General features: G+C 70.5%; 30 protein-coding genes and 1 tRNA gene. 18 read left to right on the forward strand and 13 right to left on the reverse strand.

The window, feature by feature from the left end:
- Positions 1–123: 123 nt before the first annotated feature.
- Entirely contained in the window at positions 124–696 is a 573-nt protein-coding gene (locus NAF06_RS05730) for a magnesium transporter (protein ID WP_008585458.1), read from the forward strand.
- Complete coding sequence (locus NAF06_RS05735) at positions 693–1268, forward strand: magnesium transporter (RefSeq protein ID WP_008585456.1); 576 nt, start codon at positions 693–695, stop codon at positions 1266–1268. The genes NAF06_RS05730 and NAF06_RS05735 overlap by 4 nt, the downstream gene beginning before the upstream one ends.
- Positions 1269–1303: 35 nt before the next feature.
- Here NAF06_RS05735 and NAF06_RS05740 read toward each other — a convergent pair whose 3' ends face one another.
- Positions 1304–1747, reverse strand: coding sequence for a DUF2391 family protein (locus NAF06_RS05740; protein ID WP_008585454.1), 444 nt, complete (start codon positions 1745–1747; stop codon positions 1304–1306).
- Positions 1748–1815: 68 nt separating this feature from the next.
- On the opposite strand from NAF06_RS05740, the gene NAF06_RS05745 reads away from it, so the two are divergent.
- The 3 genes from NAF06_RS05745 (at position 1816) to cgi121 (ending at position 5981) form a co-directional block, all read left to right on the forward strand.
- Positions 1816–2493 (forward strand): class I SAM-dependent methyltransferase, encoded by a 678-nt coding sequence (locus NAF06_RS05745; RefSeq protein WP_008585452.1) that lies wholly within the window; start codon positions 1816–1818, stop codon positions 2491–2493.
- Positions 2494–2934: 441 nt separating this feature from the next.
- The gene (locus tag NAF06_RS05750) at positions 2935–5388 is read left to right on the forward strand and encodes an ATP-dependent DNA helicase (protein ID WP_008585450.1); all 2454 of its coding nucleotides are present in this window, start codon (positions 2935–2937) and stop codon (positions 5386–5388) included.
- Positions 5385–5981 carry a KEOPS complex subunit Cgi121 gene (gene cgi121 / locus NAF06_RS05755; protein ID WP_008585448.1) on the forward strand — a complete coding sequence of 199 codons (597 nt, stop codon included), beginning with the start codon at positions 5385–5387 and terminating at the stop codon, positions 5979–5981. Before NAF06_RS05750 ends, cgi121 begins: the two co-directional genes overlap by 4 nt.
- Before the next feature lie 81 nt (positions 5982–6062).
- On the opposite strand, the gene NAF06_RS05760 is transcribed toward cgi121, so the two are convergent.
- Positions 6063–6135 (reverse strand) — tRNA-Gln (locus NAF06_RS05760).
- A gap of 152 nt (positions 6136–6287) precedes the next feature.
- Between NAF06_RS05760 and NAF06_RS05765 the strand changes: the two genes are divergently transcribed.
- Positions 6288–6881 carry an IMP cyclohydrolase gene (locus NAF06_RS05765; RefSeq protein WP_008585445.1) on the forward strand — a complete coding sequence of 198 codons (594 nt, stop codon included), beginning with the start codon at positions 6288–6290 and terminating at the stop codon, positions 6879–6881.
- A gap of 96 nt (positions 6882–6977) precedes the next feature.
- On the forward strand, positions 6978–9080 hold the full coding sequence (locus tag NAF06_RS05770; RefSeq protein ID WP_008585443.1) for a S9 family peptidase: 2103 nt from the start codon (positions 6978–6980) through the stop codon (positions 9078–9080).
- Positions 9081–9124: 44 nt separating this feature from the next.
- Here the strand turns inward: NAF06_RS05770 and NAF06_RS05775 are convergent, their stop codons facing one another.
- The 4 genes from NAF06_RS05775 to NAF06_RS05790 all read right to left on the reverse strand — a co-directional run bounded on the left by NAF06_RS05775 (position 9125) and on the right by NAF06_RS05790 (position 10870).
- Positions 9125–9499 carry a helix-turn-helix domain-containing protein gene (locus NAF06_RS05775; RefSeq protein ID WP_008585441.1) on the reverse strand — a complete coding sequence of 125 codons (375 nt, stop codon included), beginning with the start codon at positions 9497–9499 and terminating at the stop codon, positions 9125–9127.
- A gap of 55 nt (positions 9500–9554) precedes the next feature.
- Positions 9555–9794, reverse strand: coding sequence for a DUF8001 family protein (locus NAF06_RS05780; protein ID WP_006629152.1), 240 nt, complete (start codon positions 9792–9794; stop codon positions 9555–9557).
- A 63-nt stretch (positions 9795–9857) separates the two neighbouring features.
- Complete coding sequence (locus NAF06_RS05785) at positions 9858–10544, reverse strand: DUF5828 family protein (protein ID WP_008585438.1); 687 nt, start codon at positions 10542–10544, stop codon at positions 9858–9860.
- Between the two features lie 62 nt (positions 10545–10606).
- Positions 10607–10870 (reverse strand): DUF8007 family protein, encoded by a 264-nt coding sequence (locus NAF06_RS05790; RefSeq protein ID WP_008585435.1) that lies wholly within the window; start codon positions 10868–10870, stop codon positions 10607–10609.
- Between the two features lie 126 nt (positions 10871–10996).
- On the opposite strand from NAF06_RS05790, the gene NAF06_RS05795 reads away from it, so the two are divergent.
- Positions 10997–11377 (forward strand): cupin domain-containing protein, encoded by a 381-nt coding sequence (locus NAF06_RS05795; RefSeq protein WP_008585433.1) that lies wholly within the window; start codon positions 10997–10999, stop codon positions 11375–11377.
- Complete coding sequence (locus tag NAF06_RS05800) at positions 11370–12056, forward strand: DUF8052 family protein (protein ID WP_008585430.1); 687 nt, start codon at positions 11370–11372, stop codon at positions 12054–12056. Before NAF06_RS05795 ends, NAF06_RS05800 begins: the two co-directional genes overlap by 8 nt.
- A gap of 42 nt (positions 12057–12098) precedes the next feature.
- On the opposite strand, the gene NAF06_RS05805 is transcribed toward NAF06_RS05800, so the two are convergent.
- From NAF06_RS05805 to NAF06_RS05820, 4 genes are all read right to left on the reverse strand, one after another.
- A complete protein-coding gene (locus NAF06_RS05805) occupies positions 12099–13955 on the reverse strand; it encodes a carbon starvation CstA family protein (RefSeq protein WP_008585428.1) in 1857 nt (618 codons plus the stop codon).
- Between the two features lie 264 nt (positions 13956–14219).
- A complete protein-coding gene (locus NAF06_RS05810) occupies positions 14220–15173 on the reverse strand; it encodes an ArsA family ATPase (protein WP_008585425.1) in 954 nt (317 codons plus the stop codon).
- Between the two features lie 28 nt (positions 15174–15201).
- Positions 15202–15498 carry a DUF7990 family protein gene (locus tag NAF06_RS05815; RefSeq protein WP_006629145.1) on the reverse strand — a complete coding sequence of 99 codons (297 nt, stop codon included), beginning with the start codon at positions 15496–15498 and terminating at the stop codon, positions 15202–15204.
- Positions 15499–15630: 132 nt separating this feature from the next.
- A complete protein-coding gene (locus tag NAF06_RS05820) occupies positions 15631–15846 on the reverse strand; it encodes a hypothetical protein (RefSeq protein ID WP_008585423.1) in 216 nt (71 codons plus the stop codon).
- Between the two features lie 116 nt (positions 15847–15962).
- Between NAF06_RS05820 and NAF06_RS05825 the strand changes: the two genes are divergently transcribed.
- The gene (locus NAF06_RS05825; protein WP_008585421.1) at positions 15963–17231 is read left to right on the forward strand and encodes a CobW family GTP-binding protein; all 1269 of its coding nucleotides are present in this window, start codon (positions 15963–15965) and stop codon (positions 17229–17231) included.
- Positions 17232–17255: 24 nt separating this feature from the next.
- Here the strand turns inward: NAF06_RS05825 and NAF06_RS05830 are convergent, their stop codons facing one another.
- Both NAF06_RS05830 and NAF06_RS05835 read right to left on the reverse strand, forming a co-directional pair.
- The gene (locus NAF06_RS05830) at positions 17256–17495 is read right to left on the reverse strand and encodes a hypothetical protein (protein WP_008585419.1); all 240 of its coding nucleotides are present in this window, start codon (positions 17493–17495) and stop codon (positions 17256–17258) included.
- 79 nt (positions 17496–17574) lie between these two features.
- Positions 17575–17901, reverse strand: a complete 327-nt coding sequence (locus NAF06_RS05835) for a hypothetical protein (protein ID WP_008585417.1) — start codon at positions 17899–17901, stop codon at positions 17575–17577.
- A 58-nt stretch (positions 17902–17959) separates the two neighbouring features.
- Between NAF06_RS05835 and NAF06_RS05840 the strand changes: the two genes are divergently transcribed.
- The 6 genes from NAF06_RS05840 to NAF06_RS05865 all read left to right on the forward strand — a co-directional run bounded on the left by NAF06_RS05840 (position 17960) and on the right by NAF06_RS05865 (position 21508).
- The gene (locus NAF06_RS05840) at positions 17960–18202 is read left to right on the forward strand and encodes a DUF8107 family protein (protein WP_008585416.1); all 243 of its coding nucleotides are present in this window, start codon (positions 17960–17962) and stop codon (positions 18200–18202) included.
- Positions 18203–18305: 103 nt separating this feature from the next.
- The gene (gene upp / locus NAF06_RS05845) at positions 18306–18983 is read left to right on the forward strand and encodes a uracil phosphoribosyltransferase (protein ID WP_008585414.1); all 678 of its coding nucleotides are present in this window, start codon (positions 18306–18308) and stop codon (positions 18981–18983) included.
- Positions 18984–19050: 67 nt separating this feature from the next.
- Positions 19051–19266, forward strand: a complete 216-nt coding sequence (locus NAF06_RS05850; RefSeq protein WP_006629139.1) for a DUF7569 family protein — start codon at positions 19051–19053, stop codon at positions 19264–19266.
- A 108-nt stretch (positions 19267–19374) separates the two neighbouring features.
- The gene (gene thrC / locus NAF06_RS05855; protein ID WP_008585411.1) at positions 19375–20658 is read left to right on the forward strand and encodes a threonine synthase; all 1284 of its coding nucleotides are present in this window, start codon (positions 19375–19377) and stop codon (positions 20656–20658) included.
- 71 nt (positions 20659–20729) lie between these two features.
- Positions 20730–21110: an antitoxin VapB family protein gene (locus NAF06_RS05860; protein WP_008585409.1), complete on the forward strand. Its 381-nt coding sequence runs from the start codon at positions 20730–20732 to the stop codon at positions 21108–21110.
- Positions 21107–21508: a type II toxin-antitoxin system VapC family toxin gene (locus tag NAF06_RS05865; RefSeq protein WP_008585407.1), complete on the forward strand. Its 402-nt coding sequence runs from the start codon at positions 21107–21109 to the stop codon at positions 21506–21508. The genes NAF06_RS05860 and NAF06_RS05865 overlap by 4 nt, the downstream gene beginning before the upstream one ends.
- On the opposite strand, the gene serA is transcribed toward NAF06_RS05865, so the two are convergent.
- A complete protein-coding gene (gene serA / locus NAF06_RS05870) occupies positions 21509–23113 on the reverse strand; it encodes a phosphoglycerate dehydrogenase (RefSeq protein ID WP_008585405.1) in 1605 nt (534 codons plus the stop codon).
- A gap of 171 nt (positions 23114–23284) precedes the next feature.
- On the opposite strand from serA, the gene NAF06_RS05875 reads away from it, so the two are divergent.
- Together NAF06_RS05875 and NAF06_RS05880 are read left to right on the forward strand one after the other, a co-directional pair.
- Complete coding sequence (locus NAF06_RS05875) at positions 23285–24586, forward strand: hemolysin family protein (RefSeq protein ID WP_008585403.1); 1302 nt, start codon at positions 23285–23287, stop codon at positions 24584–24586.
- Between the two features lie 124 nt (positions 24587–24710).
- Positions 24711–25541: a DUF7504 family protein gene (locus NAF06_RS05880; RefSeq protein WP_049908833.1), complete on the forward strand. Its 831-nt coding sequence runs from the start codon at positions 24711–24713 to the stop codon at positions 25539–25541.
- The last annotated feature ends 64 nt before the right edge of the window (positions 25542–25605 follow it).

A 25605-nucleotide genomic window follows, 5' to 3' on the forward strand; every position in this document is an offset into this window, starting at 1 on the left:
CCTTACCGCCCCCTCCGTTTCATCTGGAGATCGTGACACGCGGGCGTCCGCCGACCGACGGGCCGGTCCGACCGGCGGACGCGGCGGCCGGTTTTTTTGCCCCGCCCGCCCTCGGTGCGGTCGATGCCCGGTCACGACTCCGCGCGCGAGATCTACCGGCAGGCGCTCCCGGTCATCGGGGTCAGCCTGATCGCCGGCCTGTTCGCGGGGACGGTCCTCGGCTCCGAGACCATGCGCGCGAACATCGCCGAAGTCCCCGGGCTCCTCCTGCTGCTGCCGGCGTTCCTCGCCACGCGCGGCGGCGTGTACGGCTCGCTCGGGGCTCGGCTCTCGACGGGGCTTCACCAGGGGATCATCGAGCCGCGGTTCCGGCTGGACCGCCGGCTCACGAACGCGATCGTCGCCTCCTTCCTCAACGGGATGACCGTCTCGGTGTTCATCGCGGTCGTCACCTACCTCACCCTCGTCCTGTTCGGCGACGGCGGGAGCCTCTTTCAGCTGGTCGGCGTGATGGTCGTCGCCGGCCTCCTCTCCGCCGTCCTCATGATCACGGTGTTGATCGTCGTCATCTTCGTCGGATACCGCCGGGGACTCGACCCCGACAACGTCATCGGCCCGGTCGTCACGACCCTCGGCGACGTGTTCGGGGTGTTCTTCCTCCTCGTCGGGGTGGCCGCGGTGAGGGCGGTGTCGTGACCGACCCGAGCCCCACGGCGATCGACGAGTGGTCTATCCGCCGGATCGTCCGGACGATGATCCCGCTTCTGGCCGCGCTGTCGGTGCTCCAGCTCGTCTCCGGGACCGTCCTGGAGACCTACGAGGAGGTCCTGTTGCGGTATCCGGCGCTTCTGGTGCTGGTGCCGGTTCAGATCGGGACGGCCGGCAACCTCGCGTCGATCACCTGCTCGCGGCTCACCACGCAGCTGTATCTCGGGACCTACGAGTTCAGTCCCTCGAACCCCGCGCTCCGGGCGAACGCGGTCGCGGTGTTCGGGCTCGCGGCGACCGTCTTCGGCGCGGTCGGCGTCGCCGCGTGGGCCATCGGCGTCGCGCTCGGCGGGTCGCTCGCGCTCGGGCTGGTACTGCTGATCTCGCTCGTCTCCGGCATGCTGCTCGCGGTCCTCGTCGTCGTCGCCAGCGTCGTCGCGGTCGAGGTGTCGTACCGCGTCGGTCTCAACCCCGACGACACGACGATCCCGGTGGTGACGAACCTCTGTGACATCGCCGGCGTGTTGATCCTCTTCGCGGTCGTCTCGGTCGTGTTGTGACGGCCTCGGGGACACCTGGTCCCGATCGGATCCCCTCAGAACACGCTGTCGGCGGTCGCCGCGCCGACGACGCTGAACACCGCGCCCACGGAGACCGCCTTGAGTGTGGTCGCCCACAGCTCTCTCCCGGCGACGCCCTGCTCGATGAGGAACGTATCCGGGGCGTCGAAGAGGACGGCGAGCAGGAGCACGGAGCCGAACGAGACGATCATCAGCGAGACGAACCGCGTGGGGACCCCGGCGATCTCGCTTTCCGCGTCCGGGTCGCGGTCGGTGTCCGCCCGGTACAGCGCGGCGTACCCGATCGCGGCGACGATCAGGGCGGTCACCACGCCCTGGCTCCAGTGCATCCCCGCGGCCAACACCCACACCTCCTCGGTGACGACGAACGGCCCCGCGAGCAGGAACCCCCCGACCGCCTGCTGGGCGGAGTCCGCCAGCCGGAACTTCGGTCGGCGGAGCGACTTCGGCCGCTTCATGTCCGCGACCGATGAGAGGGGCCGGTAAAACACCGCCGCTTTTCACCGTCCTCCGCGTCGCCTGCGACATGAGCGTTCGCGAGGAGTTCGACGAGTGGGCGGCGACCGGAAAGGACCGCGGGATGGAGGACCGGCACTGGCACACCGCGAAACACGTTCTGGCGCGGATGCCGGTCGAGGCCGGCGACGACGTGTTGGACCTCGGGACCGGCTCCGGCTACGCCCTTCGCGCGCTCCGCGAGCGGGGGATCGGCCGCGGGTACGGGCTCGACGGCGCGCCGGAGATGGCCCGGAACGCCCGCGGGTACACCGACGACGACGCGGTCGGGTTCGTGGTCGGCGACTTCGACGACCTCCCCCTCGCCGACGACTCGCTCGACCACGTGTTCTCGATGGAGGCGTTCTACTACGCGGCCGACCCGGTCAACACGCTCCGGGAGGTCCGCAGGGTGTTGCGGCCGGGCGGCACCTTCTACTGCGCGGTGAACTACTTCGCGGAGAGCGAGACGACCCACGCGTGGCAGGAGAACATCTCGGTCGACATGACGCTGTGGAGCCGCGACGAGTACCGCGAGGCGTTCCGCGAGGCCGGCCTGTACGTCGCCGAGCAGGACGCGATCCCGGACCGCGAGGTCGAGATACCGGACGAGGGCGATTTCCCGACCGAGGACTACGAGACGCGCGAGGCGATGGTGGACCGGTACCGGACGTGGGGGACGCTGTTGACCGTCGGCGTCGCTCCCTGACTCGGACCGATACGTCGCCGCTTACGAATCTGTCGTGACCGCCAGCACTGCCGAAACCCCAGTCGCTCGGCTGTACGCTGCTGATCTCGTCACGACCGCGACTGCCGAAGCCCCAGTCGCGAGGCGGGCGCACGCTCGCTGTGCTCCTCACTCGGTCGCTTCGCTCCCTCGTTGCGGTGCTTGCGTCACCTGCGCCCGCCTCGCGACTGCCCCTTCAAGTCCCGCCCCGCAACAGCACCGCACCTCACGCCTCCCCAGCCTCGTCGCTGGCGGTCTCCGCTTCGCTCCGACCGCCAGCGACTCCCTCGCACGCGCTCCTCGGCCGCGATGCGGCCTCGGAGGCGCGCGCCGACCGTCGGATTGTCGCCACCGTTCGTCGTTTAAAAACGCGCAGCGCGCCCTTCCGACGGTTTAAATCGCGTCGGGGACCAGACTCAGGTAATGGAACCGAGTTCGCTCTCCGGGCTCCCCGCGGGCGTCGGCGAGGCGCTCGAAGCGGAGGGCGTCGCGGAGCTGTACCCGCCCCAGCAGGCGGCCGTCGAGGCCGGGGTGCTGGACGGCGAGAGCCTCGTCGCGGCCGTCCCCACCGCGTCCGGCAAGACGCTGATCGCGGAGCTGGCGATGCTCTCCTCGATCCAGCGGGGCGGCAAGGCGTTATATATCGTTCCGCTGCGCGCGCTCGCCAGCGAGAAGAAGGCCGAGTTCGAGCGCTGGGAGGAGTTCGACGTGACGGTCGGGGTTTCGACCGGCAACTACGACTCCGACGGCGAGTGGCTCGCGAGCAGGGACATCATCGTCGCGACCTCGGAGAAGGTCGACTCGCTGATCCGCAACGGCGCGCCGTGGATCGACGACCTGACCTGCGTCGTCAGCGACGAGGTCCACCTCGTCGACGACTCCCACCGCGGCCCGACCCTCGAAGTCACCCTCGCGAAGCTCCGCAAGGTGAACCCCGGCCTCCAGACCGTCGCGCTCTCGGCGACGGTCGGCAACGCCGACGTCATCGCCGACTGGCTCGACGCCGAGCTCGTCGAGTCCGACTGGCGACCCATCGAGCTCCACACCGGCGTCCACTTCGGCAACGCGATCAACTTCGACGACGGGAGCCAGCGCGAGGTCCCGGTCGAGCGCGGCGAGGACCAGACCGCGGAGCTCGTCGGCGACGCCTTAGACACCGAGGAGGGCGGGCAGGGCGGCTCCTCGCTCGTCTTCGTCAACTCCCGCCGCAACGCCGAGTCGTCGGCCCGGAAGCTCGGCGAGGTGACGAGCTCCCGGCTCACCGGCGAGGAGCGCGACCGCCTCCGCGAACTGGCCGAGGAGATCCGCGGCGTCTCCGACACCGACACCTCCGAGGACCTCGCGGACGCGGTCGAGCAGGGGTCGGCGTTCCACCACGCCGGCCTCGCGAGCGAACACCGCAGCCTGATCGAGGACGCGTTCCGCGACCGCCTGATCAAGTGCGTCTCCGCGACCCCGACCCTCGCCGCCGGGGTCAACACTCCCGCCCGCCGGGTGATCGTCCGCGACTGGCGGCGCTACGACGGGGAGTTCGGCGGCATGAAACCCCTCGATGTCCTCGAAGTCCACCAGATGTGCGGGCGGGCGGGCCGCCCCGGGCTCGACCCGTACGGCGAGGCGGTGCTGCTCGCGAACGACGCGGACACGCAGGAGGAGCTGTTCGAGCGGTACGTCTGGGCCGAGGCCGAACCGGTCCGCTCGAAGCTGGCGGCCGAGCCGGCGCTCCGCACCCACGTCCTCGCGACGATCGCCTCGGGCTTTGCCGCCACCCGCGAGGGGCTCCTGTCGTTCCTCGACAACACGCTCTACGCGACACAGACCGACGACGAGGGCCGCCTCGCCGCGGTCACCGACACCGTCTTGGACTACCTCGAAGTCAACGGCTTCGTCGAGCGCGACCGCGACGGCGGGGCGGAGGGCCTCGCCGCGACCGGGATCGGCCACACCGTCTCGCGGCTCTACCTCGACCCGATGAGCGCGGCGGAGATCCTCGACGGCCTCCGCACCGTCGCGGACGGCGACGCCGACGACGCCGCCGCGGACGCCGAGTTCGTCCCGGCGGACGAGGCCGGCGCGGACCCCGACGCCGACAGTCCGGGCTTCACCACGTACACCCGCGGGGACGCCGAGGAGACCGATGGCGACGCCGATCGGCCTGACTCGGGTAACGACGAGCGCCCCGCGGTCACGCCGCTCGGGCTCTATCACCTCGTCAGCCGGACTCCCGACACCTACGAGCTGTACCTCAAGTCCGGCGACCGCGAGGAGTACACCGAGGTCTGCTACGAGCGCGAGACGGAGTTCCTCGGCGACGTGCCCTCCGAGTACGAGGACGTGCGGTTCGAGGACTGGCTCGCCGCGCTGAAGACGGCCCGCCTGCTGGAGGACTGGGCGAACGAGGTGGACGAGGACCGGATCGCGGAGCGCTACGGCGTCGGTCCCGGCGACATCCGCGGCAAGGTTGACACCGCCGAGTGGCTCCTCCGGGCGGCGGAGACGCTCGCGCGCGACGTCGAGGGGATCGACGGCGACGTGGTCGTTCAGGTGCGCGAGGCGCGCAAGCGGCTGGAGTACGGGGTCCGCGAGGAGCTGCTCGACCTCGCCGGCGTCCGCAACGTCGGTCGCAAGCGCGCCCGCCGCCTCTACGAGGCCGGCATCGAGAGCCGCGCCGACCTCCGCGAGGCGGACAAGGCGGTCGTGCTCGGCGCGCTCCGCGGCCGCGAGCGCACCGCCGAGCGGATCTTGGAGAACGCCGGCCGCGAGGACCCCTCGCTCGACGGCGTCGACCCCGACAGCTCCGCCTCCGCGGCGGCGACCGCGGGCGCGGACGCCGACGGCGACGGCGACGGACAGGCCAGCCTGGGTGATTTCGGATGACCGACTCCGCGGTCGAGGCCGCGGGGGAGCCGGCAGCGCCCCCCGACCCCGCCGTCGGTCTCGTCGCCGGGACGTTCGCGGTCCCCGACCTCGACGCGTTCCTCGCCGACCTCGACGAAATCGCCGCGAAGACCGGCGCGGTGGTGCAGGCGTTCGACGCCGACCGCGTCGTCTCGCCCGCGCATCTCCGGGCGGCGACCCGGCTCGCGGCCCGGTCGATCGCCCGCGGCGAGGCGGTCGCCCGCGACCCCGGCGTCGAGATACTGCTGTACGCGGCCGGCCGCAGGCAGATCGACCGCGCGCTCGACCTCGGCGTCTCGGAGGGCGAGCGCGCCGCGATCGTCCTCGCCGCCGACTTCGGCGACGTCCCCGGCGTCGACCGCCCGCCCGCGGACGTGGACGAAGCCGTCGAGCGGATTCGCGGACTCGCCGCCGAGGGGACCAGCGAGTTCGGCGGGAGCCGGAACCCCGCGCTCGACGAGGACCGCGTCCGCGAGTTCTACGGCGTCACGGACCGCGAACTCGCCGCGACGACCGGCGACCTGACGGACGTCGTGCGCGAGCGCGTCGCGCTGCTCGACGTCGAGAAGTGATCGCACACCCCTTCGTTTCGACTGGAAACCGACTGACGGAGGCCTCTCTCGGTTCCAGTCGAAATGAGGGTACCGCAGAAGTAGTCCATCCTGGATTCGAACCAGGGTCGTTGCCCCCAGAAGGCAACAGGATTGGCCACTACCCCAATGGACTGCGCACTCATGAATAACCCACACGTCTTTGTAAGCGTTGCGCGTTGCGACCGCCGTGCGACTCGGTGACGCCCCTCCGCGGTCGACCCGCTTTCGGATCGCGTTCGTGCGCATATCGACGCGCTTTACACGACTCAATCCGCACGAAGCTGTATGTACGTCGGACGATTTGTCGTCGTCGCGCCCGGAATCGGCGGCTACCGCGTCTCCTCGCGCTCGTTCCCGAACCGCCGCGTCACCGACCGCGACGGGACGCTCACCGTCGGCCCGACCCCGGACGCGCCCGAGACGGACAACCCGTACGTCTCGTACAACTGCGCCCGCGCGGTCGAGACCCCGACCGGGGAGGCGCTCGCGGTCCTCGGCAACGGCTCGCACGTCGACCCGATCGCGGAGAAACTGGAACTGGGCTACCCCGCCCGCGACGCGCTCGCGACCCCGCTGCTCGCGCTCGACTTCGAGAAGGACGACTACGACACGCCCCGCGTCGCCGGCGTCGTCGGCGCGGAGTCGGCGACGATCGGCGTCGTCCGCCGCGACGCGCTGCTCGTCGAGGCCGTCGAGGAGCCGACCGTCGTCGCGACCTACGAGACGGATTCCCCCGAGCCGTACGACCTGACCGCGACCGACGCCGACGGCGTCGCGACCGAACTGCTCGGAGCCGACCTCGAACACCCCGTCTGCGCCGCCGGCGCGACCGTCGACGACGACGGCGTCGCGCTCGCGTTCGACAACGGCGGCGACTGAGCGGTCGCGGCTCGCCGCTCCGGCCGCCGACCGGTTCGTCGCCGCCCGCTTTTCCGGCTCCCGACGCCTTTTGGCTCCCCCGTCCGAGTGACGCCCATGGAGCGCGTCACCGCGGCCGACTACCACGACCTCGCGGTCCCGTCCGACCCCCGGATCTCGCCGGACGGCGACCGCGTCGCCTTCGTGCGCCGACAGCCGAACGACGACGACAGCTACGAGACCACCATCTATCTCGTCGACGTCGCCGGCGAGGACGACCCGCGGCGGCTCACCCTCCCGGAGGGCTCGGACGCCGAACCGCGTTGGAGCCCCTCCGGTGACCGGATCGCGTTCACCTCCACCCGGGGCGCGGCCGACGACCGCCAGCAGCTGTGGGTCCTCCCGGTCGACGGGGGGGAGGCGCGCCGCCTCACCGACGTGGTCGGCGGCGTCTCGCAGATCGCGTGGTCGCCCGACGGCGAGCGGATCGCGTTCGTCCAGTCGGTGACGGCCGACGACCGCGAGGCCGATCGCGACCTCGCCGTGCCGGCCGACTACGAGCCCGACGAGCACCCCGACCCGCGCGTCATCGACCGGACCGTCTACCGGTCCATGGAGCGCTACTTCGACGGTCGCCGACCGGGCGTGTACGTCGTCGACGCGGACGCGACCGTGGGGGGCGTCACCGACCCCGACCCGGCCGAGTCGGGGGCGGTCGCGCGCGTCACCGACCGCGACGCCGACTTCGCCGCCCCGTCGTGGGGCGACGCCGACACGCTGTACTACACCGAGGCCGTCGGCGACGACCCCGACGACTCCGTCGAGATCGCGATCCGCGCGCGCGACTTCGCGTCCGGCGACGACGATCGCGTCCACACGACGACCGGCTGGGGGGCCGACCTCGCGGCGACCGGCGACGGCCGCGTCGCGTTCACCCACGCGGAGCCGGATCAGGTGTCGATGCAGCCGACCGACCTCCGCGTGCTCGACGCCCAGTCCGGCGCGGTCACCGACCTCACCGGCGACCTCGACCGCGGGCTGGGTCGCGGGACGATGCCGCAGTGGGGCCCGGACGGCGAGACGCTGTACTTCGCGACGCCCGACGAGGGGAAGACCGCCCTCTGGCACGTCCCCGCGGACGGGAGCGCCGACCCCGAGCGCCTCCTCCGCCCGGGGACGGTCTCGGGCGCGGCCGTCGGCGGCGAGGCCGACGCCGGCCCCGACTCCGTGACCGTCGCGTTCGCCGCCAGCGAGTGGGACCACCCGGGCGACGCGTTCGCCTACGACGCCGCGGCCGACGAGACGACTCGCCTGACCGAACTCAACGCCAACTACCTCGCCGAGCGGGCGGTCGGCGAGCCGGAGGAGATCCGGTTCGAGTCCGACGGCGTCGAGGTTCAGGGGTGGCTGCTGACGCCCCCGGAATCCGCCGACGCCGACGAGCCGTACCCGCTCGCGGTCGAGATCCACGGCGGCCCGCACGCGATGTGGTCGACGTCGGGGACGATGTGGCACGAGTTCCAGACGCTCGCGGCCCGCGGCTACGCCGTCTTCTGGTCGAACCCCCGCGGCTCGACCGGCTACGGCGAGGAGTTCATGCAGGCCATCGAGCGCGACTGGGGCGCGGTCACCACCCGCGACGTGATGGCGGGCGTCGAGACGGTCGCCGACCGCCCCGAGGTCGACGCGTCGAACGCGTTCGTCACCGGCGGCTCCTTCGGGGGGTTCATGACCGGATGGATCGTCGGCCAGACGGACTACTTCGACGCGGCGGTCTCCCAGCGCGGCGTCTACGACCTCACCGGCTTCTACGGCTCGACCGACGCGGCCTACAAGCTCGTCGAGGGCGACTTCGACACGGTCCCGTCCGAGGAGCCCGAGTGGCTCTGGGAGCAGTCGCCGACCGGCCACGCCGACGCGGTCGACACGCCGACCCTCCTGATCCACTCCGAGGACGACACGCGGACACCGATCTGTACGGCGGAGCTGTACCACCGGATCCTCCGGAAGAACGGCGTCGACACGCGGTTCGTCCGGTACCCGCGCGAGGGCCACGAGCTGTCCCGGTCCGGCGAGCCGGCCCACGTCGTCGACCGCATCGAGCGGATCGCCCGCTGGTTCGACGGCTACTCCGACCACCACGACGCCGAGCGCGCGCTCGACCGCCCCGAGGACGACGGGCTGACCGCGGGCGAGGAGTCGGACGAAGCGGAGGAGTAGGAGTCGGACGAAGCGGAGGAATAGACGGTCGCGTCGGCCCCGGCTCAGCGCTCGTCGGGATTGAACCCGTCGATGGCGTCGTGGACGTCCGCGACCCACTCGTCCAAGGCGTCGTGGAGCCGCCGCTTGGCCTCCGGTACCGGGATCGCGGTGTACTGGTAGACGTATCCGCCGGAGTCGAGCAGCCGCCGGCGGCGCTCGACGAGCCCCTTCTCCCGGAGCGTCGACAGCGACCGGTTCACGTTCGACCGGTCCCGGTCGAGGGCGTCGGCGAGCTCCGAGACGGTGCTGCCGGGGTTGTCGAGCAGCGTCAGGTACGCCCGGCTCTCGTGGTCGCGCACGCCGAAGACGCAGGAGAGGACGTGTTCGAACGAGGGGGACCGGTCGCCGACGAGGTCCTCGATTTCGGGGTCGCTCATGCCGCCCGGTTCGCACGCGCCGAGGTTAAATGTCGGTTTCTCGGCGACGAGAGCCTCACTCCTCGGCCGCGTATCCCATCTGGTCGATACAGCCCCGCATGTCCGACTCCGCGGCGTGTCGGTGAAGGTTCGTCGGCGTGTCGCAGTGGTAGGTCTCCCCGTCGTACCGGAGCGCGACCTCGTGGCTGGCCCCGGCGACCTCGACGTCGACGAGGATCCGCCGGCCGTCGTTGAGTTCGTCGATGAGTTCGTCGGCGGACAGCTCCCCCGCCTCGACCCGGAGTACCTCGCTCATGCGTTCGTATCCGCGGTCGGCGAGTTAAAATCGACCGATATCGCTCGGCGCGGAGCGCGCCGGTCACGTCGTCGTCGAGTCCGGGCCGCCCTCCTCCGCCGGCGGCTCGACTCCCTCGGCGGCGGCGACGTCCTCGGTCCGCTTCTCGGTGTCGACGTGCCAGCGGTCTATCTCCGACTCGTAGTCGCCGAGCACGTCAGACACCTCGGCTTTCAGCTCGTCGTCGTTGACGTTCACCTCGAAGACGAACGTCTCGCCGTCCTCCGCGCGGGCGACCTCCTGGATGTTGGCGCTGACGAGTTCGTTGTCGAAGTAGTACGGGGCCATCTGGGTCATCACGTTGCGGTAGACGGCGTCCTCGACCTTCCTGAGCGCCTTCCGGCTGGCGGAGTCGGCCGCGCGGGCGACGTGTTCGATCGACTCGCCCCAGCGCTCGCGGGCGCTCTCGGTGTCGTTCTCCTCGACCTTCTCGTAGGACTCGGTGAGCTTCTCTCCGGCCGTCTGGAGGTCGTCGCCGGGGGATTTCCCCGCGCGCTCGCCTTTCCCCTCGTCGACGGACGCCTGCGCCGCGGTCTTCTCCGAGACGTCCTCGTCGATGCGCTCGTGGGTCTTGGGTCGCCACTCGTCGAACTCGTAGTAGGCGTCGCCGTCGACGCCCACCTCCCGGAGCGCCAACGCGATCCGCTCGCCGTGTTCGACGACGTCGCCCCAGTCTCCGCGCACCTTGAAGCCGGAGATGCTCTCTTCCATCGATTGAACTCGTTACGGAACGGACGCGTATAAATCTCTTTGACCCGACGCGAGCCCGGCCGCTACTTCCCGTACCCGATCCGGCGGCCGATCTCGTCGACCCGCCGCTTGAGGTCGCCGAGGACGCCGGCGGGCGAGACCCGACGGAGCGACGACTCGTCCACCTCGATCCGCCCGTCGGCGAACGGGTCGCGCTCGGCGCGCTCCTCCGGGGACTGGTCGTTCGCCACCGCCCCGACCACGGTCGACATCGAACAGCGGCCGCACGCCTCCGCCGTGATCTCGGCGTCGACCGGCTCCGGGGTGCGCGACTCGTCGTCTGACATGGCTTCTCATCCCACGATAGGCGGTTCCCGCACTTAAATCCGCGCCCCGCCGCTTCGGATCGGGATGCTCGCGCGGTGCGGCCCGGTTCCCGACGCGCTTTTACTGACTCCGCGGAATGCGTTCCCATGGGATACCGCGTCGTCGACGTCGACTCGGTCGAACCGGAGTCGGACCGCCCCAGCGAGTGCCGGAAACTTGCGGAACCGGGGGGACTCGACGCCGCGGCGATCAACCGGTTCCGCGCCGAGCCCGGCGAGCAGCTCCCCTTGGCGTACCACTACCACGAGACCCAACAGGAGGCGTTCTACGTCCTCGACGGGACGCTCGCGGTCGAGACGCCCGACCGGACGTACGAGGTGGCGACCGACGACCTGTTCGTGGTCGACCCCGAGAGCCCGCAGCGCGCGTACAACCCCGCGGAGGCGGACGGACCGGTGACCGTGCTGGCGGTCGGCGCGCCGCCCGCGTCCGGCGACGCCGTCGCGTACGACCCGGACGATGAGTGACCGCGCGGCGTCGGACGAGCGCTCCGGCCCGGGCGGGGAGCCGGGGACGGAGGGGACCGCCGAGCCGGGCGAGGGCCCCCGCCGCGACCCCGAGGAGCTGCCGGCGGAGATCCGCGAGTCGGTGCCGGACTACGACGACGAGTACCTCGACCGGGTCTCGGACCGGCTCATGTACAGCTACGACCTCGACCGCGACGTGGCCGTCGACGGCGAGCGCTTCGAGCTGTACGCGGAGATGCGCGTCCGCAACCAGAAGCAGTTCCTCCACCCCGTCCTGAGCTATGCGGACCACGACATGCGCGAGTACGTGTTCGCCGGCCGAGTCTCGCGGCCGCGCGTCGGCGATCTCGAACGACTCGTCGAGTTCGCCCACGGCGTCGCCGACGACCGCGTCGACGGCCACGAGGAGCACTACGAGAGCGACATCACCGTCGTCCTCGTCGCCGACGAGCTCCCGGACGACGTGGTCGACTTCGTCGAGGGGTTCCGAGACCGCACTCTCCTGAAGTTCGGCTACTACGGGCACTACGAGGTGAACTTGGTCGTCGTCGCGCCCGAGCGCGAGTCGCTCGCCGCGAGCGAGCGCGCCGACACCGCCGCCGCCTTCCGCCTGTGGGAGCCGGTCGACGAGCCGGACGAGGGGTTCTTCTCGCGGGTCGCGAAGTGGTTCTGGCGCTGACCGCCCTGAGATAAAAAACGAAAACGCCGCGACTGCGAGTTTTCAGTCGTCGCTCGGCTCGGCGGCGGGCCGGTCCCCCCTACGGACGCTCGTGATGTTGTCGTAGCCGATGCGCACGAGCGACAGTGCGAGGTAGACCAACACGACCGCGAGCGCGATCCGGACGACCATCGAGATCTGGTTGCCGATGCCGGTCACGCCGCCCTGGATCAGGTTGACGAACAGCCACTGATACCCTGCTAGGAACGCCAAGGCGATCACGGTGATAACGACCATGATAGCCATCGGGACGCCCGTGGTGACGAGCTGTTTCGTCTCGTTCCAGTTGGCGAGCCAGACCGTCCCCGTGAGCAGCGCGAGCGCGGCGAGCAGCTGGTTCGCGCTGCCGAACAGCGCCCACAGGGTCGCCCACTCGCCGGAGATGACCAGCGCGTACGCGATCAGCCCCTGAATGACCGGGTTCGTGTACCGGCCGCGGGCGAACGACCCGACGCCGCCGCCGAAGCCGGACTCGCTCGTGGTCCCCTGCGTCCCGACGATCTCTTCCATCATGTAACGGCCGAGCCGCGCGGCCGTGTCCGTAGAGGTGAGCAGGAAGCTCACGAGCACCAGCGCCATGAACGGGGCACCGTACTCGGCGGGAATTCCGAGACTCGTCAGGATGATCCCGCCGCCGCTCGCGAAGTTCGGCAGCGCCCCGCCGATGCCGCCGGCCGCGGCGTCAGAGGCGAATCCGGCGATGGCGAGCGCGGACAGCGCCGTCGCCGCGAGCAGCCCCTCGCCGAGCATGCCGCCGTAGCCAATGAGCCGGGCGTCGCTCTCCTTGTTCAGCTGCTTTGCCGTCGTCCCCGACGAGACCAGCGAGTGGAATCCGCTGATGGTCCCGCAGGCGATGGTCACGAACAGCATGGGGAAAAGCGGGTACGGCGCTCGACTGTCGACTCCCATGAACCCCTGGAACGGCTGGATGCTGCTGTCGATCACGAGCGGTTGCGACGAGGTGCCGAAGATCGTACCGACGATGATCGCCAACAGCGCGCCCCCGACGCCCGCGTACAGGAGGAACGACGAGAGGTAGTCACGCGGCTGTAGTAGCGTCCAGACGGGAAGTGCGCTCGCGATCACCGCGTATATTAGGATGACGGGAACCCAGGCGGCCGTGTTGCCGCCGAGCGCGCCCGCCCCGGGCACCCACGAGCCCGTGCTCCCCTCGAAGAGGACGAACGTGCCCGCGGCGTGAGAGGCGTCGCCCGCGAGCTCGAAGAACGCGAACGGGTACTGGATGCCCACCCAGACGCCCGCGAACACCCCGGCGACGAACAGGACAGTTCCCGGAACGAACGGCCCGTCGAGCTGGTAGAGGTACACGCCGAACACGACCGCGAGCGCGATGTACACGAAACTCGCCGTCGCCGCCGACGGGTACGCGTTCAACACGATTCCCACGACCAAGGCGAACACAGCGACGACGAGGATGATCGTGAGGAACGCGAACCACAGCAGCAGGTTCTTCCCGCGTTCGCCGACGTACTGCCCCACGATATACCCGATCGACCGCCCCTCGTGTCGGATCGAACTCGACAGCGAGATAAAGTCGTGGACCGCGCCCATCAGCGGGTTCCCGATCGCGACCCAAAGCAGCGCCGGGACCCACCCCCAGATGGCTCCGGCCGTGATCGGACCGACGATGGGCGCGCCGCCCGCGATGCTTGAGAAGTGATGCCCCAGTAACACCGGTTTCTTCGACGGGACGTACTCCTGTCCGTCTTCGTACTTGTGCGCCGGCGTCTCCCGGTCGTCGTCCAGTTCGACGAACCCCGAGAGGTACCGCGAGTACCCCATGTACCCAACGGTGAATGTGCCCAGCACGGCAACTACGATCCAAATTACACTTGTCATAGGTTCCCTGCCTCGTGGGAGTGGTTCACTATGTCAGACTTAAACGTTGCTCTCGTTCATGATATTTGAGGCGATCGGCCGGCCGAGCCGACCGAAGCACCCGGACGCCCCGGGTTTCTTACTCGGAAAAACGGATAAAATTCGCCACATCACCGGTCGAGTCCGCTCGCGCGCGCTCGGGCGGCGAGTTCCGGGTCGGCTCGAACCGCTCCTCCACTTCGGCTCGAACCGCTCCGTCCGGGGGCCCGACGCCGTCGGACCGGCTCAGACGTCCACGTCGAGCGCGTCGGCGACGTCGGTGAGGACGTCGCCGCGGACCTCGCTGGTCCGGGACTCGATCTCGGCGACGAGCGGCGGCTCGAACCCCTCGCGCACCTGTTCGAGGCGGTCGCGCTCGGTCGCGACCCGCTCCCGGAGGTAGCGCGCGCCGCGGCCGGTCTCGTCGTCGTCGGGCGTCGGCGTGAGCTTGTTCGCGACGAGCCCGCGCACGGAGAGGTCCCGCTCGGTGAACCCCTCGATCGCCCGCGCCGTCTCGTTGACGGAGAGCTGGTCGGGGTTGAACACGAGGAAGAACGCGGCCTCCGTCCGCATCGTCTCGCCGGCGTACTCGAAGAACTCCTTGCGCCGCCGGAGCCGCTCGATGACCGGATCGCCCTCCAGCAGTCTCCGGGGCTCCATGTCGCCGATGGCGGCCTTCTCGAACAGGTCGATCGACTGCTTCCGCTTGTACAGCAGCCGGTCGATCCAGTCCCCGAGGAACTCGGGGAGGCCGAGCAGCCGCAGCGTCGACCCCGTGGGCGCGGTGTCGAAGACGACCCGGTCGTACGGCTCGCTCTCCTCGCGCATCACGTCGACGAACGCGTCGAACAGCGCGGACTCGTACGCGCCGGGCGTCCCGTGCGACATCTCTAGCTGGCGGTTGATCTCCGAGACCATCCCGGCCGACACCTGCTCGGAGAGCGACTCGCGGATCTCGTCGAGGTGCCGCTGCATCTCGTCTTCGGGGTCGATCTCCATCGCGTCGAGCCCGTCGACGCCCTCCACGGACCGCGGCTCGTCGTCGAACGACTGGTCGAACACGTCCGACACCGAGTGGGCCGGATCCGTCGAGACGACGAGCGTGCGCACACCCGCCGTCGCGCAGCGGTACGCGTACGCACACGAGACCGTGGTCTTGCCGACGCCCCCCTTCCCGCCGAAGAAGACGAACGGCTCCATCAGTCGCGGGACCCCCCTCGTCCCGTCATCAGAAGTGGTACTGCTGGCCCTTCCGCTCGATGAGGCTCTCGCGGTCCCAGAGTCGGCGCTCCCACGCCTCGAACTCGTCTTCGAGGTAGGGGAGCAGCTCCGCGGTGTAGTACGACACCGGCGACGGGATCCCGAACGCGTCCGGGAAGCACGCGAGCATGAACTCGTCTTCGGCGTCCTCCGCCTCCTTCTCGATCTTCTCGTAGGCCGGATGCGTGATCATCCCGTGGTACAGCCCGCGGAGCCACTCCGTCAGGGTGGCCCGAAACGTCTCGATCCGGTCTGCGAGTGTCATCGTTTCCCATGACACTCCCGATCGCTAAAAGGTGTCCCGGTCGTCGGGTTCGGTCTCCGGCGCGTTCCGATGCTCGCGTTCGGTCTCCGGCGCGTTCACGGGTTCGGCGTCGGTCTCCGCGCGAGCGATCGCTCAGGCGGACGCGCCGTCGGTCAGTTCCTCCTGCGTCTCCTCGGTCTCGACGGATCCCTCGTCGTCCTCGTCGAGCACCGGACTGTCGGCCTTCCCGGGGCTCGGACTGTGGACGTCGCTGTCGAGCGCTCCCCAGACGAGGTACAGCATCGCGGCGATCATCAGAACCGTCATCGCGATGCTGACTAACGCCACGGACCCGGCGGACACGACCATGTCGCGAGTTCGACGACCGCAGCCTATCAACGTATCGGCTTGGTCCGACCGCCGTCCGCTCGCCGACTCGCCTCGCTCTCGCCGGGCTTGAAGGGGATTCCCGCCAATCCACCGGCATGGACACCCCCGACGAGACCGACGACCGAATCCCGGTGACGGTGCTCTCCGGGAGCCTCGGAGCCGGCAAGACGACGCTTCTGAACCACCTGCTCGCGAACGCGGGCGACCGCGACGTCGCGGTCCTCGTCAACGACATGGGCGACGTCAACGTCGACGCGGACCTGATCGCGGAGGGATCCGAGGTCGACGTCGAGGGCGTCACGGAGCTGTCGAACGGCTGTATCTGCTGTGAGCTTCAGGACGACCTGGAGTCGGCGGTGGTCCGGCTCGCGAACGAGCGCTCGTTCGACAACCTCGTCGTCGAGTCGTCCGGGATCTCCGAGCCCGCCCCCGTCGCCCGCCTGTTCACGACCGAGTCGCGCGCGGCGGCCCGCTACCGCGTCGACGCGCTGGTGACCGTGATCGACACGCGGCAGTTCCTCGACGCCTTCGCGGGCGACGGGACGCCGGAGCGCCGCGTCGATCCGGACGCGGACGCCGCCGACGGCGACGCCGACCGCCCGCTCTCTGACCTCCTCGTCGAACAGATCGAGGTGTCGAACCTCGTGGTGTGTAACAAGGCGGACCTCTGTACCGACGCGGAGGTCGACGAGGCGGTCGACCTCGTCGGCGCGCTCCAGCCCGACGCGGAGACGGTCGTCACGGAGTTCTCCGCGGTCGACCCGGACCGGCTCCTCGACGTGGGCCTGTTCGACGAGCGGGCGCTCGGCGACCTCCCCGGCTGGAAGCGCGCGCTCGCAGACGACCACCGAGAGGAGACGGAGGGCGACCACGGCGACCACCGCCACCCCGACGAGGTGTACGGCGTCACTTCGTTCACCTACCGCCGGCGGCGACCGTTCCACCCGGACCGGATCGCCGCGCTCCTCCGGGACCTCCCGGCCGACGTGGTCCGCTCGAAGGGGACGCTGTGGGTGGCCGGGACCGACCAGCGCCAGCAGGTCGGACAGGCGGCGCGGTCGGTCCGCGTCACCGCGCTCGGGCCGTGGATCGCGAGCCTCCCGTCGGTCGAGCGCGACATGCTCCGCTCGAACCGGCCCGACCTCGACTGGGACGAGGAGCGCGGCGACCGCCTGACCGAGTACGTCGTCATCGGGACCGGCGTCGACGAGGACGCGCTCGTCTCGCGGCTCGACGACGCGCTCCTCACCGACGACGAGCTCGCCGCCCTCGGCAGTCCGGGCGTCGGCGACGAGCCGGCCGACGCGGACTCCGACCCGTTCCCGACCGAGCAGGGCGACGAGGTCGCGCTCCGCGAGCCCTGACCGCCTCCCCGGCGGCGCTCGCGCTCAGCAGGCGCAGCCGCTCCCGGTCGCGCGCTCGAACCGCATCGGATCCCCGCAGTCCGGACACTTCGGGACGCCCTCGCCGTCGCGGTCGAGCCCCTCGGCGTCCACGTCGACGTCGCGGACGCGGACCCCGCAGTCGTCACACCAGTAGGCCCCCTCGGAGCCGTCGTCGCCGGCGACCCCGGCAGACCGCTGTGTCGACGCCGCCAGCGTTTCCGCGACAGTGCGTAACAGTCTCATACCGTTCGCTTCCGTCCGAACCGACCTGACTCTCCCGCTGGTGTGTGAAGTGACCACACGACCGGTTCGCCCGGACGGCTCAAAGCAGCGGTATCGTAAGCCCGACGAGCAGGACGCCCAGCGCGAGCGCGGCGTACAGCAGTCGCTCGAACCGCGGCCCCGGGGGGAGCGCCCCGGCGTCGGCGGGCGGTGCCCGGTCCACGAGCCGTCGGTGCGCGACGAGGGTCGCCCCGACGAAGGCTCCCGCCGACGCGGCCAGCGCCTCGGACAGGGAGAGCCCGTACGCGAGCCCGCACATCGGCCCGAAGGAGAAGGCGAACACGAATCCGAGGCCCGTCGTCACGAAGAACGGAACCGGATCGACCGGCTCGCCGCGACGGTTGCGGAGGCTGTGCGGGTCGGTCACGGGACTCGTACGGGATCGACGGACAAGAGCTAAGTGGGGCACTCCCGCCAGTCGGCGTATGAGCGACGCGGGAGAAACCGGCGGCGGAGACGCCGACGACCGTGGGATCAAGGAGGGAGTCGAACGCTCGTCGGGCGACCCGCGGGTGCTGTTCGCGATGAACGCGGTCCTCTCGGCGCTCCTCGCCTCGACCGTCGTCTGGGGCCTCGACTTCCTCGGCGCGGCCGCGTACTCCCTGCGCAACGTCGCGACGCTGACGCTTATCGTCTTCGCGGTGACGTACGCCGTCGTCCTCCGGTAGGGACCGCGGCGGGCCGGAGAGGCATTCGCCCCCGCCTTGGAGCGCCGCTCTCCACCGGGCGATTCGCAACGTTTTAAGGCCGTTCCGAGCGGAAATTCGGCCAATGACGATCGAAGACCGGGACGACGCGTACCTCATCACGCACGCGCTGGCGACGGACACCCTCTCGCGGCTGCGCGACGTCGAGACCGAGCAGGTCGCCTTCCGGAAGGGGCTGGTGAAGCTCGGCCGCATCTGCGGCTACGAGATCATCGACGGGGCGATGGAGACGGAGTACGTCCCCGTCGAGACTCCCCTGGAGGAGACGACCGGCGAGCGCGTGAAGGGGCTCGACGACGTGGTGATAATCAACGTCCTCCGCGCCGCGACGCCGTTCGTCGAGGGCCTGTTGAAGGCGTTCCCGCGCGCGAAGCAGGGCGTCATCTCCGCCGGCCGCGACGAGGAGGCCGGGATGACGGAGGACGGCGAGTTCCCGATCACCATCGACTACGTGAAGCTCCCCGAGATCCGGCCCGAGGACACCGTCATCGTCGCGGACCCGATGCTCGCGACGGGGTCGACGATGGCCGCCGTCCTCGACCACGTCCTCGCCGAGGCCGACGACTTCGAGGACCTGTTCGTGCTCTCGGCGGTCTCCGCGCCGGCCGGCCTCGTCCGCGTGAGCGAGGCGGTCCCGGAGGCCGACCTCCTGACGGTCGCCATCGACGACCGCCTCGACGACGACGGGTTCATCGTCCCCGGCCTCGGCGACGCCGGCGACCGCGCGTTCCGCACGGTCTGAGGCCGAGCGACGACCGCGCCGTCCTCGTCGACGTACTTTTAAGAGCCGCCCGCGCGACCGATCGGACATGAGCGACGCGCCGACGACCGAGCCCTGCGACGCCTGCGGCGAGCCGACGACGGACGCGCTCGCGCGCACCGTCCGGCTGAGCGTCGACCGGGCGAACATCGACACCCAGCGGCTCTGTCCCGACTGCTTCGCCGACTGGATCCGGCGGTATCAGGACCGGCTCGGCTCCGGCGGCTCCGAGGACGACGGCAGCTCCGAGATCATCGTCGACTGAGAGCGGCGGCGACCGACCGCCGTCGTCTCGACCGAACACCTTCGCGTCGGCCGGCAACGTCCGTTCCGACCGCCCGGCTTAAGCCCCGCCGGGACGGAGCCTCACTCAATGGATCTCGCCATCGACGCCCCGGCCCCGGCGGCCCCCGACTGCGCCGACGACGGGACGTGGCTCGCCTGTATCGAGTGCGACGAGACGTTCGCGCCCTTCGAGACGGTCCGGTACACCTGCGACGAGTGCGACGGCCTGCTCGAAGTCCGGTACGACGACCCGCCGACCTTCGACGAGTTCGGCTCCGGCGCGCCCTCAGAGGGGCCAGACCGGGGCGTCTGGCGCTACCGCGAGGCGCTCCCCTTCGACCTCGGCGTCACGCTCCCGGAGGGCGACACGCCGCTCCACCGCGTCCCCCGCATCGAGGAGGCGGTCGGCGTCGACGCGCTCCGGATCAAACACGAGGGGATGAACCCCACCGGCTCGTTCAAGGACCGCGGGATGACGGTCGGCGTCCGCGTCGCGAAGGAGCTGGGCGTGGGTGCGCTCGCGTGCGCCTCCACCGGGAACACCTCGGCCGCCCTCGCCGCCTACGGCGGCCGCGGCGACATGCAGACGCTCGTGTTGCTCCCGCAGGGGAAGGTCGCCGCCGGGAAGGTCGCGCAGGCGAGCCTCCACGGGGCCCGCATCCTGGAGGTCGACGGCAACTTCGACGCCTGCCTCGACATCGTTCAGGAGCTGGCCGCCCGCGGCGAGGCGTACCTGCTCAACTCCCTGAACCCGTTCCGCTTGGAGGGCCAGAAGACGATCGGCTTCGAGATCCTAGAGGAGTTCTACGCGGACTACGGCGTCTTCCCGGACCGGATCGTCCTCCCCGTCGGCAACGCGGGCAACACCTCGGCGCTGTACAAGGGCTTCCGCGAGCTGGTTCAGGCCGGCGCGCTCGACCCCGACGAGGTCCCCAAGCTGACCGGCGTTCAGGCGGACGGGGCCGCGCCGATGGTCGAGGCGATAGCGGAGGGGAACGACGAGATCCGGCGCTGGGAGGAGGTCGAGACCCGCGCGACCGCGATCCGCATCGGCAACCCCGTCAACGCGCCGAAGGCGATCCCGGGGATCCGCAACACCGGCGGCACGGCGGTCGCCGTGAGCGACCCCGAGATCACCGCCGCGCAGCGCCACCTCGCCGCGGAGGGGGTCGGCGTCGAGCCCGCCTCCGCCGCGAGCCTCGCCGGGCTGAAAAAGCTCCGGCGCTCCGGCGTCGTCGACGACGACGAGCGCGTCGTCTGCCTGACGACCGGCCACCTCCTGAAGGACCCCGAGGCGGCCTACGAGGCGGGCGGCGAGCCGGAGCCGGTTCCGAACGACGTCGAGGCCGTCGTCGACCATCTTAGGGGCTGAACGCTCTCCCCTCGGCTCCGGCCGGCTCTCGCCGCAGGTATTTATACACACAAACACGTACACAAACACCGATGGCGACAAAGACAATCGGCGTCCGCGAGGAGGTGTACGAGCGGCTCCGCGCTCGGAAGCGGGACGACGAGAGCTTCACCGACCTCATCGACCGGTTGATCGACGAGAGCGAGGGCGACTGGCGCGAGGGGTTCGGATCGCTGTCAAGCGAGGAGGCCGAGTCGCTCCGCGAAGCGGCGGCCGCGTCGCGGGGGCGGCTCAACGAGTCTGCGGTCGACCGACAGACGGCGGCGGTCGACCGGTTAGCGGCCGCGGACGACGATGGTCGGCTGGCTGACGACGCCGACGCTGATGACGATTCCGACGCCGACCCGGGCGGCGACACCGCCGACGCGGACGATACTGACGACGCGGGCGGCGACGCCGGAGGACCGCCGTGACTCGGTACCTACTCGACACGACGTTTCTGATCGACTACCTGGGCGGTACCGACGGCGTTCGTCGCTTCCTCGAAGCACACGACGGAGACGAGTTCACGACGACGGCGATGAACTACAAGGAAGTCGCGGTCGGCCGACGCCTCGACGACTCGTTCGACCCAGAGGAACTCGCGGCGGCGTTCGCGTGGCTCGACGTGGTCCCGATCGGACGGGAACACGCGCTCGCGGCGAGCGCGTTCGAGGCGGACCTATTCCGCTCCGACGATCACACGAGGCGGGCCGTCGACGCCGCGACCGCGGACATCCTGATCGCCGCCGTGGCCGACGTCGAGGGGATGACGGTGGTCACCCGGAACGTCGACGACTTTGAGCCGTTCGTCCCCGTCGCGAGCTACTGACTACTCGTCGGCGCGCGCCTCGGCGGCGTCCAGCGTGATCTCGGTGATCTCGACGATCCGGTCGTCGGCGAGGAGTTCCTCGATGGCGGCGTCGGGGACGGCGGCGTCGAGGTTGTAGACGGTGAGCGCCTCCCCGCCCTGCGTCTCGCGGCCGTTGAACATCCCGGCAATGTTCACGTCGTGGTCGCCGAGCACGGTCCCGATGAGCCCGATGACGCCGGGCTCGTCGGTGTTGCGCGCGACGAGCATGTGCCCGTACGGGACCGCGTCGACGCGGAAGCCGTCGATGCGGACGATGCGGGCGTCCTCGCCGGCGAACAGGGTCCCCTCGACCGCTATCTCGCCGTCGCCGTTGCGGACGGTGACGCGGACGAGGCTCTGGAAGTCGTCGGTCTGCCGCGTCTTCGACTCGGTAACCTCGATGCCGCGCTCCTCGGCGAGCCGCGGCGCGTTCACGGCGTTCACCTGCCACTCCAGCGGCTCGAAGACGCCCTTCAGCGCGCTCGCGGTGACGAGGTCGACGTCCTCCGCGGCGATGTCACCCTCGTAGGTCGCCTCGACCTCGGTGATCCGGCCGTCGAGCAACTGTGCGGCCACCTTCCCCGCGGTCTCGGCCACGTCGATGTACGGCTCGATCCGCGGGAACGCCGTCTCGTCGACCGAGGGGGCGTTGAGCGCGGTGAGCACGGGTTCGTCGTCGAACGCGGCGAGCACGGCCTCGGCGGTGTCGACCGCGACGTTCTCCTGGGCTGCCTCCGTCGACGCGCCGAGGTGCGGCGTCACGACGACCTCCTCGACGTCTAAGAGCGGCGAGTCGTCCGGGAGCGGCTCCTCGGCGAAGGAGTCGAGCGCAGCGCCCGCGAGGACGCCGTCATCGACCGCCTCCGCGAGCGCGGCCTCGTCGACGATGCCGCCGCGGGCGCAGTTGATCAGGTAGCCGCCCTCCAGTTGGGCCAGCTCGTCCTCGCCGATCATCCCCTCGGTCTCGGGGAGCAGTGGCGTGTGGATCGTCGCGAAGTCGCCCCGCCCGAGCGCCTCGTGGAGGTCCTCGACGAGCTCGGCACCGAGCCGCTCTGCGCGCTCCTCGGAGATGTACGGGTCGTAGACCACCAGATCCATCCTGAGCGAGTCGAGCCGCTTCGCGACCTCCTGCCCGACGCGGCCGAGGCCGACGATGGTGAGCGTCTTGTTGTTCACCTCGGTGCCGAGGAACTCGCCTTTCGCCCACTCGCCGTCGACGAGGCGGCCGTGCGCCTGCGGGATCGAGCGCGCGACGGCGAACGTCATCGCCACCGTGTGTTCGGCGGCGGCGCGGACGTTCCCCTCGGGGGCGTTCGCGACGATGACGCCGTGGTCGGTGGCGGCGTCGATGTCGATGTTGTCCACGCCGATGCCGGCGCGGCCGACGATGACGAGGTCGGGGGCGGCCTCGAAGACGGCCTCCGTGACCTCGGTTCCGGACCGCACGATCAGCGCGTTGGCGTCGGCGACGGCGTCGAGCAACGCCTCCCCCTCGCTCTCGTAGTCGGTGACGACCTCGTGGCCGGCGTCTTGGAGTCGGTCCAACCCCGCGTCCGCGATGGGGTCGGTCACGAGTACCTTCATGCCGAAACGCACCCGCGGCGCGGGGTTAACGCTTTCCTCATCGCGCCGTTTTGCCGCCCGAACGGATCCGCGATCGCGTTCATCTACCCCTCCGTTTCCGGTGGAGAGTGCGCGTTCGTGTACACTTCTCGCGCCGGTACTGCCTTTTATACGGGGCCGCATGGTCGGGACATGGACTTCACGATCGCGTTCGTCGGCGTCGGGGCCATCCTCGTGCTCACCGCCGTCAGCGCATTCTTCTCCAGTTCGGAGCTCGCGGTGTTCTCCGTGCCGACACACCGGATCGACTCGCTCGTCGCGACCGACGTGCCGGGCGCGAAGGCGCTGTCGGCGCTGCGCGACGACTCGCACCGCTTCCTCGTCACCGCCCTCGTGAGCAACAACGTCGCCAACATCGCCGCCGCGTCGGTCGCGACCGCGGTGTTCGTGCGGTTCGGGTTCTCCGGCGGCGAGGCGGCCACGGGGTCGACGCTCGTCACCTCGGTGTTCGTCATCGTCTTCGGCGAGATCGCGCCGAAGTCGTACGCGGTCGCCAACGCGGAGAAGCACGCGCTTCGCGTCTCCCGGATCGTCGTCGCGATCCAGCGCGTCCTCCGCCCGATCCTGTTCGTGTTCGAGGCGCTCTCGGGGGTCGTCAACCGCTTCACCGGCGGCGAGTCCGCCATCGAGTCGTACCTCACCCGCGAGGAGATCGCGACGTTCGTCCGGTCGGGCGAGGCCGCGGGCGCGCTCGACCCCGAGGAGGGCGCGATGATCCGCGGCGTCCTCGATTTAGAGACCACGACCGTCGCCGCGGTGATGGTCCCCCGCACCGACGTGGTCGCGCTCCCCGACACGGCCAGCCCCGCGGACGCGCTCTCCCGGGCCGCGAGCGAGGGCGTCACCCGGATGCCGGTCTACGGCGAGAACCGCGACGACGTGGTCGGGATCGTCGACGTGCGCGACGCGATCCGCGCGAACGACGCCGGCGACGACCTCGCGAGCGCGCTCAGCGAACCGACGTTCGTCCCTGAGACGAAGCCGCTCGACGAGCTGTTCGCCGAGATGCGGGCCGGCGAGGCGCGGATGGTCGTCGTCGTCGACGAGCACGGCGCGGTCGTCGGGATCGCGACCCTGGAGGACCTCTTCGAGGAGGTCGTCGGGGAGCTGGTCGGGCGGTGGGAGACGGACGCCGTCGACCTCGTCGCCCCCGACGCGGCCGTCGTCCGCGGCTGGACGACGGTGTCGCATCTCAACGAGACGCTCGGCCTCTCGCTCCCCGCGGACGCGGGAGCCGAGACCGTGGCGGGGCTGGTCACCCGACAGCTCGGCCGGCTCCCCACCGAGGGCGACCGCGTCGCGGTCGGAAACGTGACGCTCGCCGTCACGGGCGCGACCGCGACCCGAGTCACGCGGGTCCGGGTCGAGCACGCCGACGAGAGCGGGTTCGGCGTCGTCGACGGAGCCGCCGACGGACCGGTCGACGCCGCGTGACCGCCTCCCGTCCACCCACCGTCTGTCCGACCGCCGCCGCGGTCCCCGCCGGTCGCGGAGAGATGCCACACGTAACACAACATACATGAGTCTCCGAGGGGTCCCGGGAGACACGTTCTCGATCATGGTGAGCCGCTGGGCGTGCGACCGGTGCGGGTTCGTCGCGTGGACGCGGGACCGGTCCGACATCTCGGAGGTGACGGGGTCACACCTGCTCGCGCACCACTCCGACGCGCTCTCGAAGTCCGACTTCCGCGTGAGCTGGGACTGCCCGTACTGCGCCACCGCCAAGACCGCCTACGACACCGACGGCGCGGTCGCCGAGTTCAAGACGCACCTCCACGGCCACGCGACCGACCGGATCGACGACGGCGTCCACGTGGCCGACCGGGTGGGCTGGGACGGCGTCGTCCGGGTCGACGCCTCCCCGACCGGCGGCGAGGCCGACGCGCTCCGGGCGCACTTCCACGGCGCTGCGGGGCTCGTCGTCGCCGTGACGCCCGCGCCGGAGCGACTGGTCCGCGCGCTCGACGAGCGCCTCTCCTCGTGGCCGCGCCGGACGGTGATCGTCAGCACCGGCGAGTACGACTTCGAGGCGACGCCGGACGTCGACTTCGAGGGGCTCGACGTCGAACTCGTCGAACTCGACCCGCGCCTCTCCCCCGACGAGGTCGGCGAGACCGTCTCGCGGATCCTCGACGCGAACCACGAGCCCGGCGAGCGCGTCTCGCTGGAGGTGAGCGTCTTCCATCAGATCGTCGCCGCCTTCGACGTCGAGCGCGCGGTCGCGTTCGTCCGCATGCTCGCCGCGCGCCTCGCCGACGCCGGCGGCGTGTTACAGCTGTACGTCGACGCCGACGCGGACCGCAACGTCGCCACCGTCCTGAACTTCCTCGACGAGACGATCGACCTCACCGTCGCGGTCGACGGCGACCGGTTCGTCCGCCGACCGTAGGCGCGGCCGCCGGTCTCTTCCTGCCAGCCTCTTCCTGCCAGTCCCTTCTCCCGGTCGGCCCCGC

Origin of the sequence: Halorubrum hochsteinianum (genome assembly GCF_023702125.1) — an archaeon.
Classification (GTDB): domain Archaea; phylum Halobacteriota; class Halobacteria; order Halobacteriales; family Haloferacaceae; genus Halorubrum; species Halorubrum hochsteinianum.

Coding starts and splice junctions, on each gene's coding strand:
- NAF06_RS05730 (WP_008585458.1), top strand. CDS start 124: ATGCCCGGTCACGACTCCGCGCGCGAGATCTACCGGCAGGCGCTCCCG.
- NAF06_RS05740 (WP_008585454.1), bottom strand. CDS start 1,747: ATGAAGCGGCCGAAGTCGCTCCGCCGACCGAAGTTCCGGCTGGCGGAC.
- NAF06_RS05745 (WP_008585452.1), top strand. CDS start 1,816: ATGAGCGTTCGCGAGGAGTTCGACGAGTGGGCGGCGACCGGAAAGGAC.
- NAF06_RS05750 (WP_008585450.1), top strand. CDS start 2,935: ATGGAACCGAGTTCGCTCTCCGGGCTCCCCGCGGGCGTCGGCGAGGCG.
- cgi121 (WP_008585448.1), top strand. CDS start 5,385: ATGACCGACTCCGCGGTCGAGGCCGCGGGGGAGCCGGCAGCGCCCCCC.
- NAF06_RS05765 (WP_008585445.1), top strand. CDS start 6,288: ATGTACGTCGGACGATTTGTCGTCGTCGCGCCCGGAATCGGCGGCTAC.
- NAF06_RS05770 (WP_008585443.1), top strand. CDS start 6,978: ATGGAGCGCGTCACCGCGGCCGACTACCACGACCTCGCGGTCCCGTCC.
- NAF06_RS05775 (WP_008585441.1), bottom strand. CDS start 9,499: ATGAGCGACCCCGAAATCGAGGACCTCGTCGGCGACCGGTCCCCCTCG.
- NAF06_RS05780 (WP_006629152.1), bottom strand. CDS start 9,794: ATGAGCGAGGTACTCCGGGTCGAGGCGGGGGAGCTGTCCGCCGACGAA.
- NAF06_RS05785 (WP_008585438.1), bottom strand. CDS start 10,544: ATGGAAGAGAGCATCTCCGGCTTCAAGGTGCGCGGAGACTGGGGCGAC.
- NAF06_RS05790 (WP_008585435.1), bottom strand. CDS start 10,870: ATGTCAGACGACGAGTCGCGCACCCCGGAGCCGGTCGACGCCGAGATC.
- NAF06_RS05795 (WP_008585433.1), top strand. CDS start 10,997: ATGGGATACCGCGTCGTCGACGTCGACTCGGTCGAACCGGAGTCGGAC.
- NAF06_RS05800 (WP_008585430.1), top strand. CDS start 11,370: ATGAGTGACCGCGCGGCGTCGGACGAGCGCTCCGGCCCGGGCGGGGAG.
- NAF06_RS05805 (WP_008585428.1), bottom strand. CDS start 13,955: ATGACAAGTGTAATTTGGATCGTAGTTGCCGTGCTGGGCACATTCACC.
- NAF06_RS05810 (WP_008585425.1), bottom strand. CDS start 15,173: ATGGAGCCGTTCGTCTTCTTCGGCGGGAAGGGGGGCGTCGGCAAGACC.
- NAF06_RS05815 (WP_006629145.1), bottom strand. CDS start 15,498: ATGACACTCGCAGACCGGATCGAGACGTTTCGGGCCACCCTGACGGAG.
- NAF06_RS05820 (WP_008585423.1), bottom strand. CDS start 15,846: ATGGTCGTGTCCGCCGGGTCCGTGGCGTTAGTCAGCATCGCGATGACG.
- NAF06_RS05825 (WP_008585421.1), top strand. CDS start 15,963: ATGGACACCCCCGACGAGACCGACGACCGAATCCCGGTGACGGTGCTC.
- NAF06_RS05830 (WP_008585419.1), bottom strand. CDS start 17,495: ATGAGACTGTTACGCACTGTCGCGGAAACGCTGGCGGCGTCGACACAG.
- NAF06_RS05840 (WP_008585416.1), top strand. CDS start 17,960: ATGAGCGACGCGGGAGAAACCGGCGGCGGAGACGCCGACGACCGTGGG.
- upp (WP_008585414.1), top strand. CDS start 18,306: ATGACGATCGAAGACCGGGACGACGCGTACCTCATCACGCACGCGCTG.
- NAF06_RS05850 (WP_006629139.1), top strand. CDS start 19,051: ATGAGCGACGCGCCGACGACCGAGCCCTGCGACGCCTGCGGCGAGCCG.
- thrC (WP_008585411.1), top strand. CDS start 19,375: ATGGATCTCGCCATCGACGCCCCGGCCCCGGCGGCCCCCGACTGCGCC.
- NAF06_RS05860 (WP_008585409.1), top strand. CDS start 20,730: ATGGCGACAAAGACAATCGGCGTCCGCGAGGAGGTGTACGAGCGGCTC.
- serA (WP_008585405.1), bottom strand. CDS start 23,113: ATGAAGGTACTCGTGACCGACCCCATCGCGGACGCGGGGTTGGACCGA.
- NAF06_RS05875 (WP_008585403.1), top strand. CDS start 23,285: ATGGACTTCACGATCGCGTTCGTCGGCGTCGGGGCCATCCTCGTGCTC.
- NAF06_RS05880 (WP_049908833.1), top strand. CDS start 24,711: ATGGTGAGCCGCTGGGCGTGCGACCGGTGCGGGTTCGTCGCGTGGACG.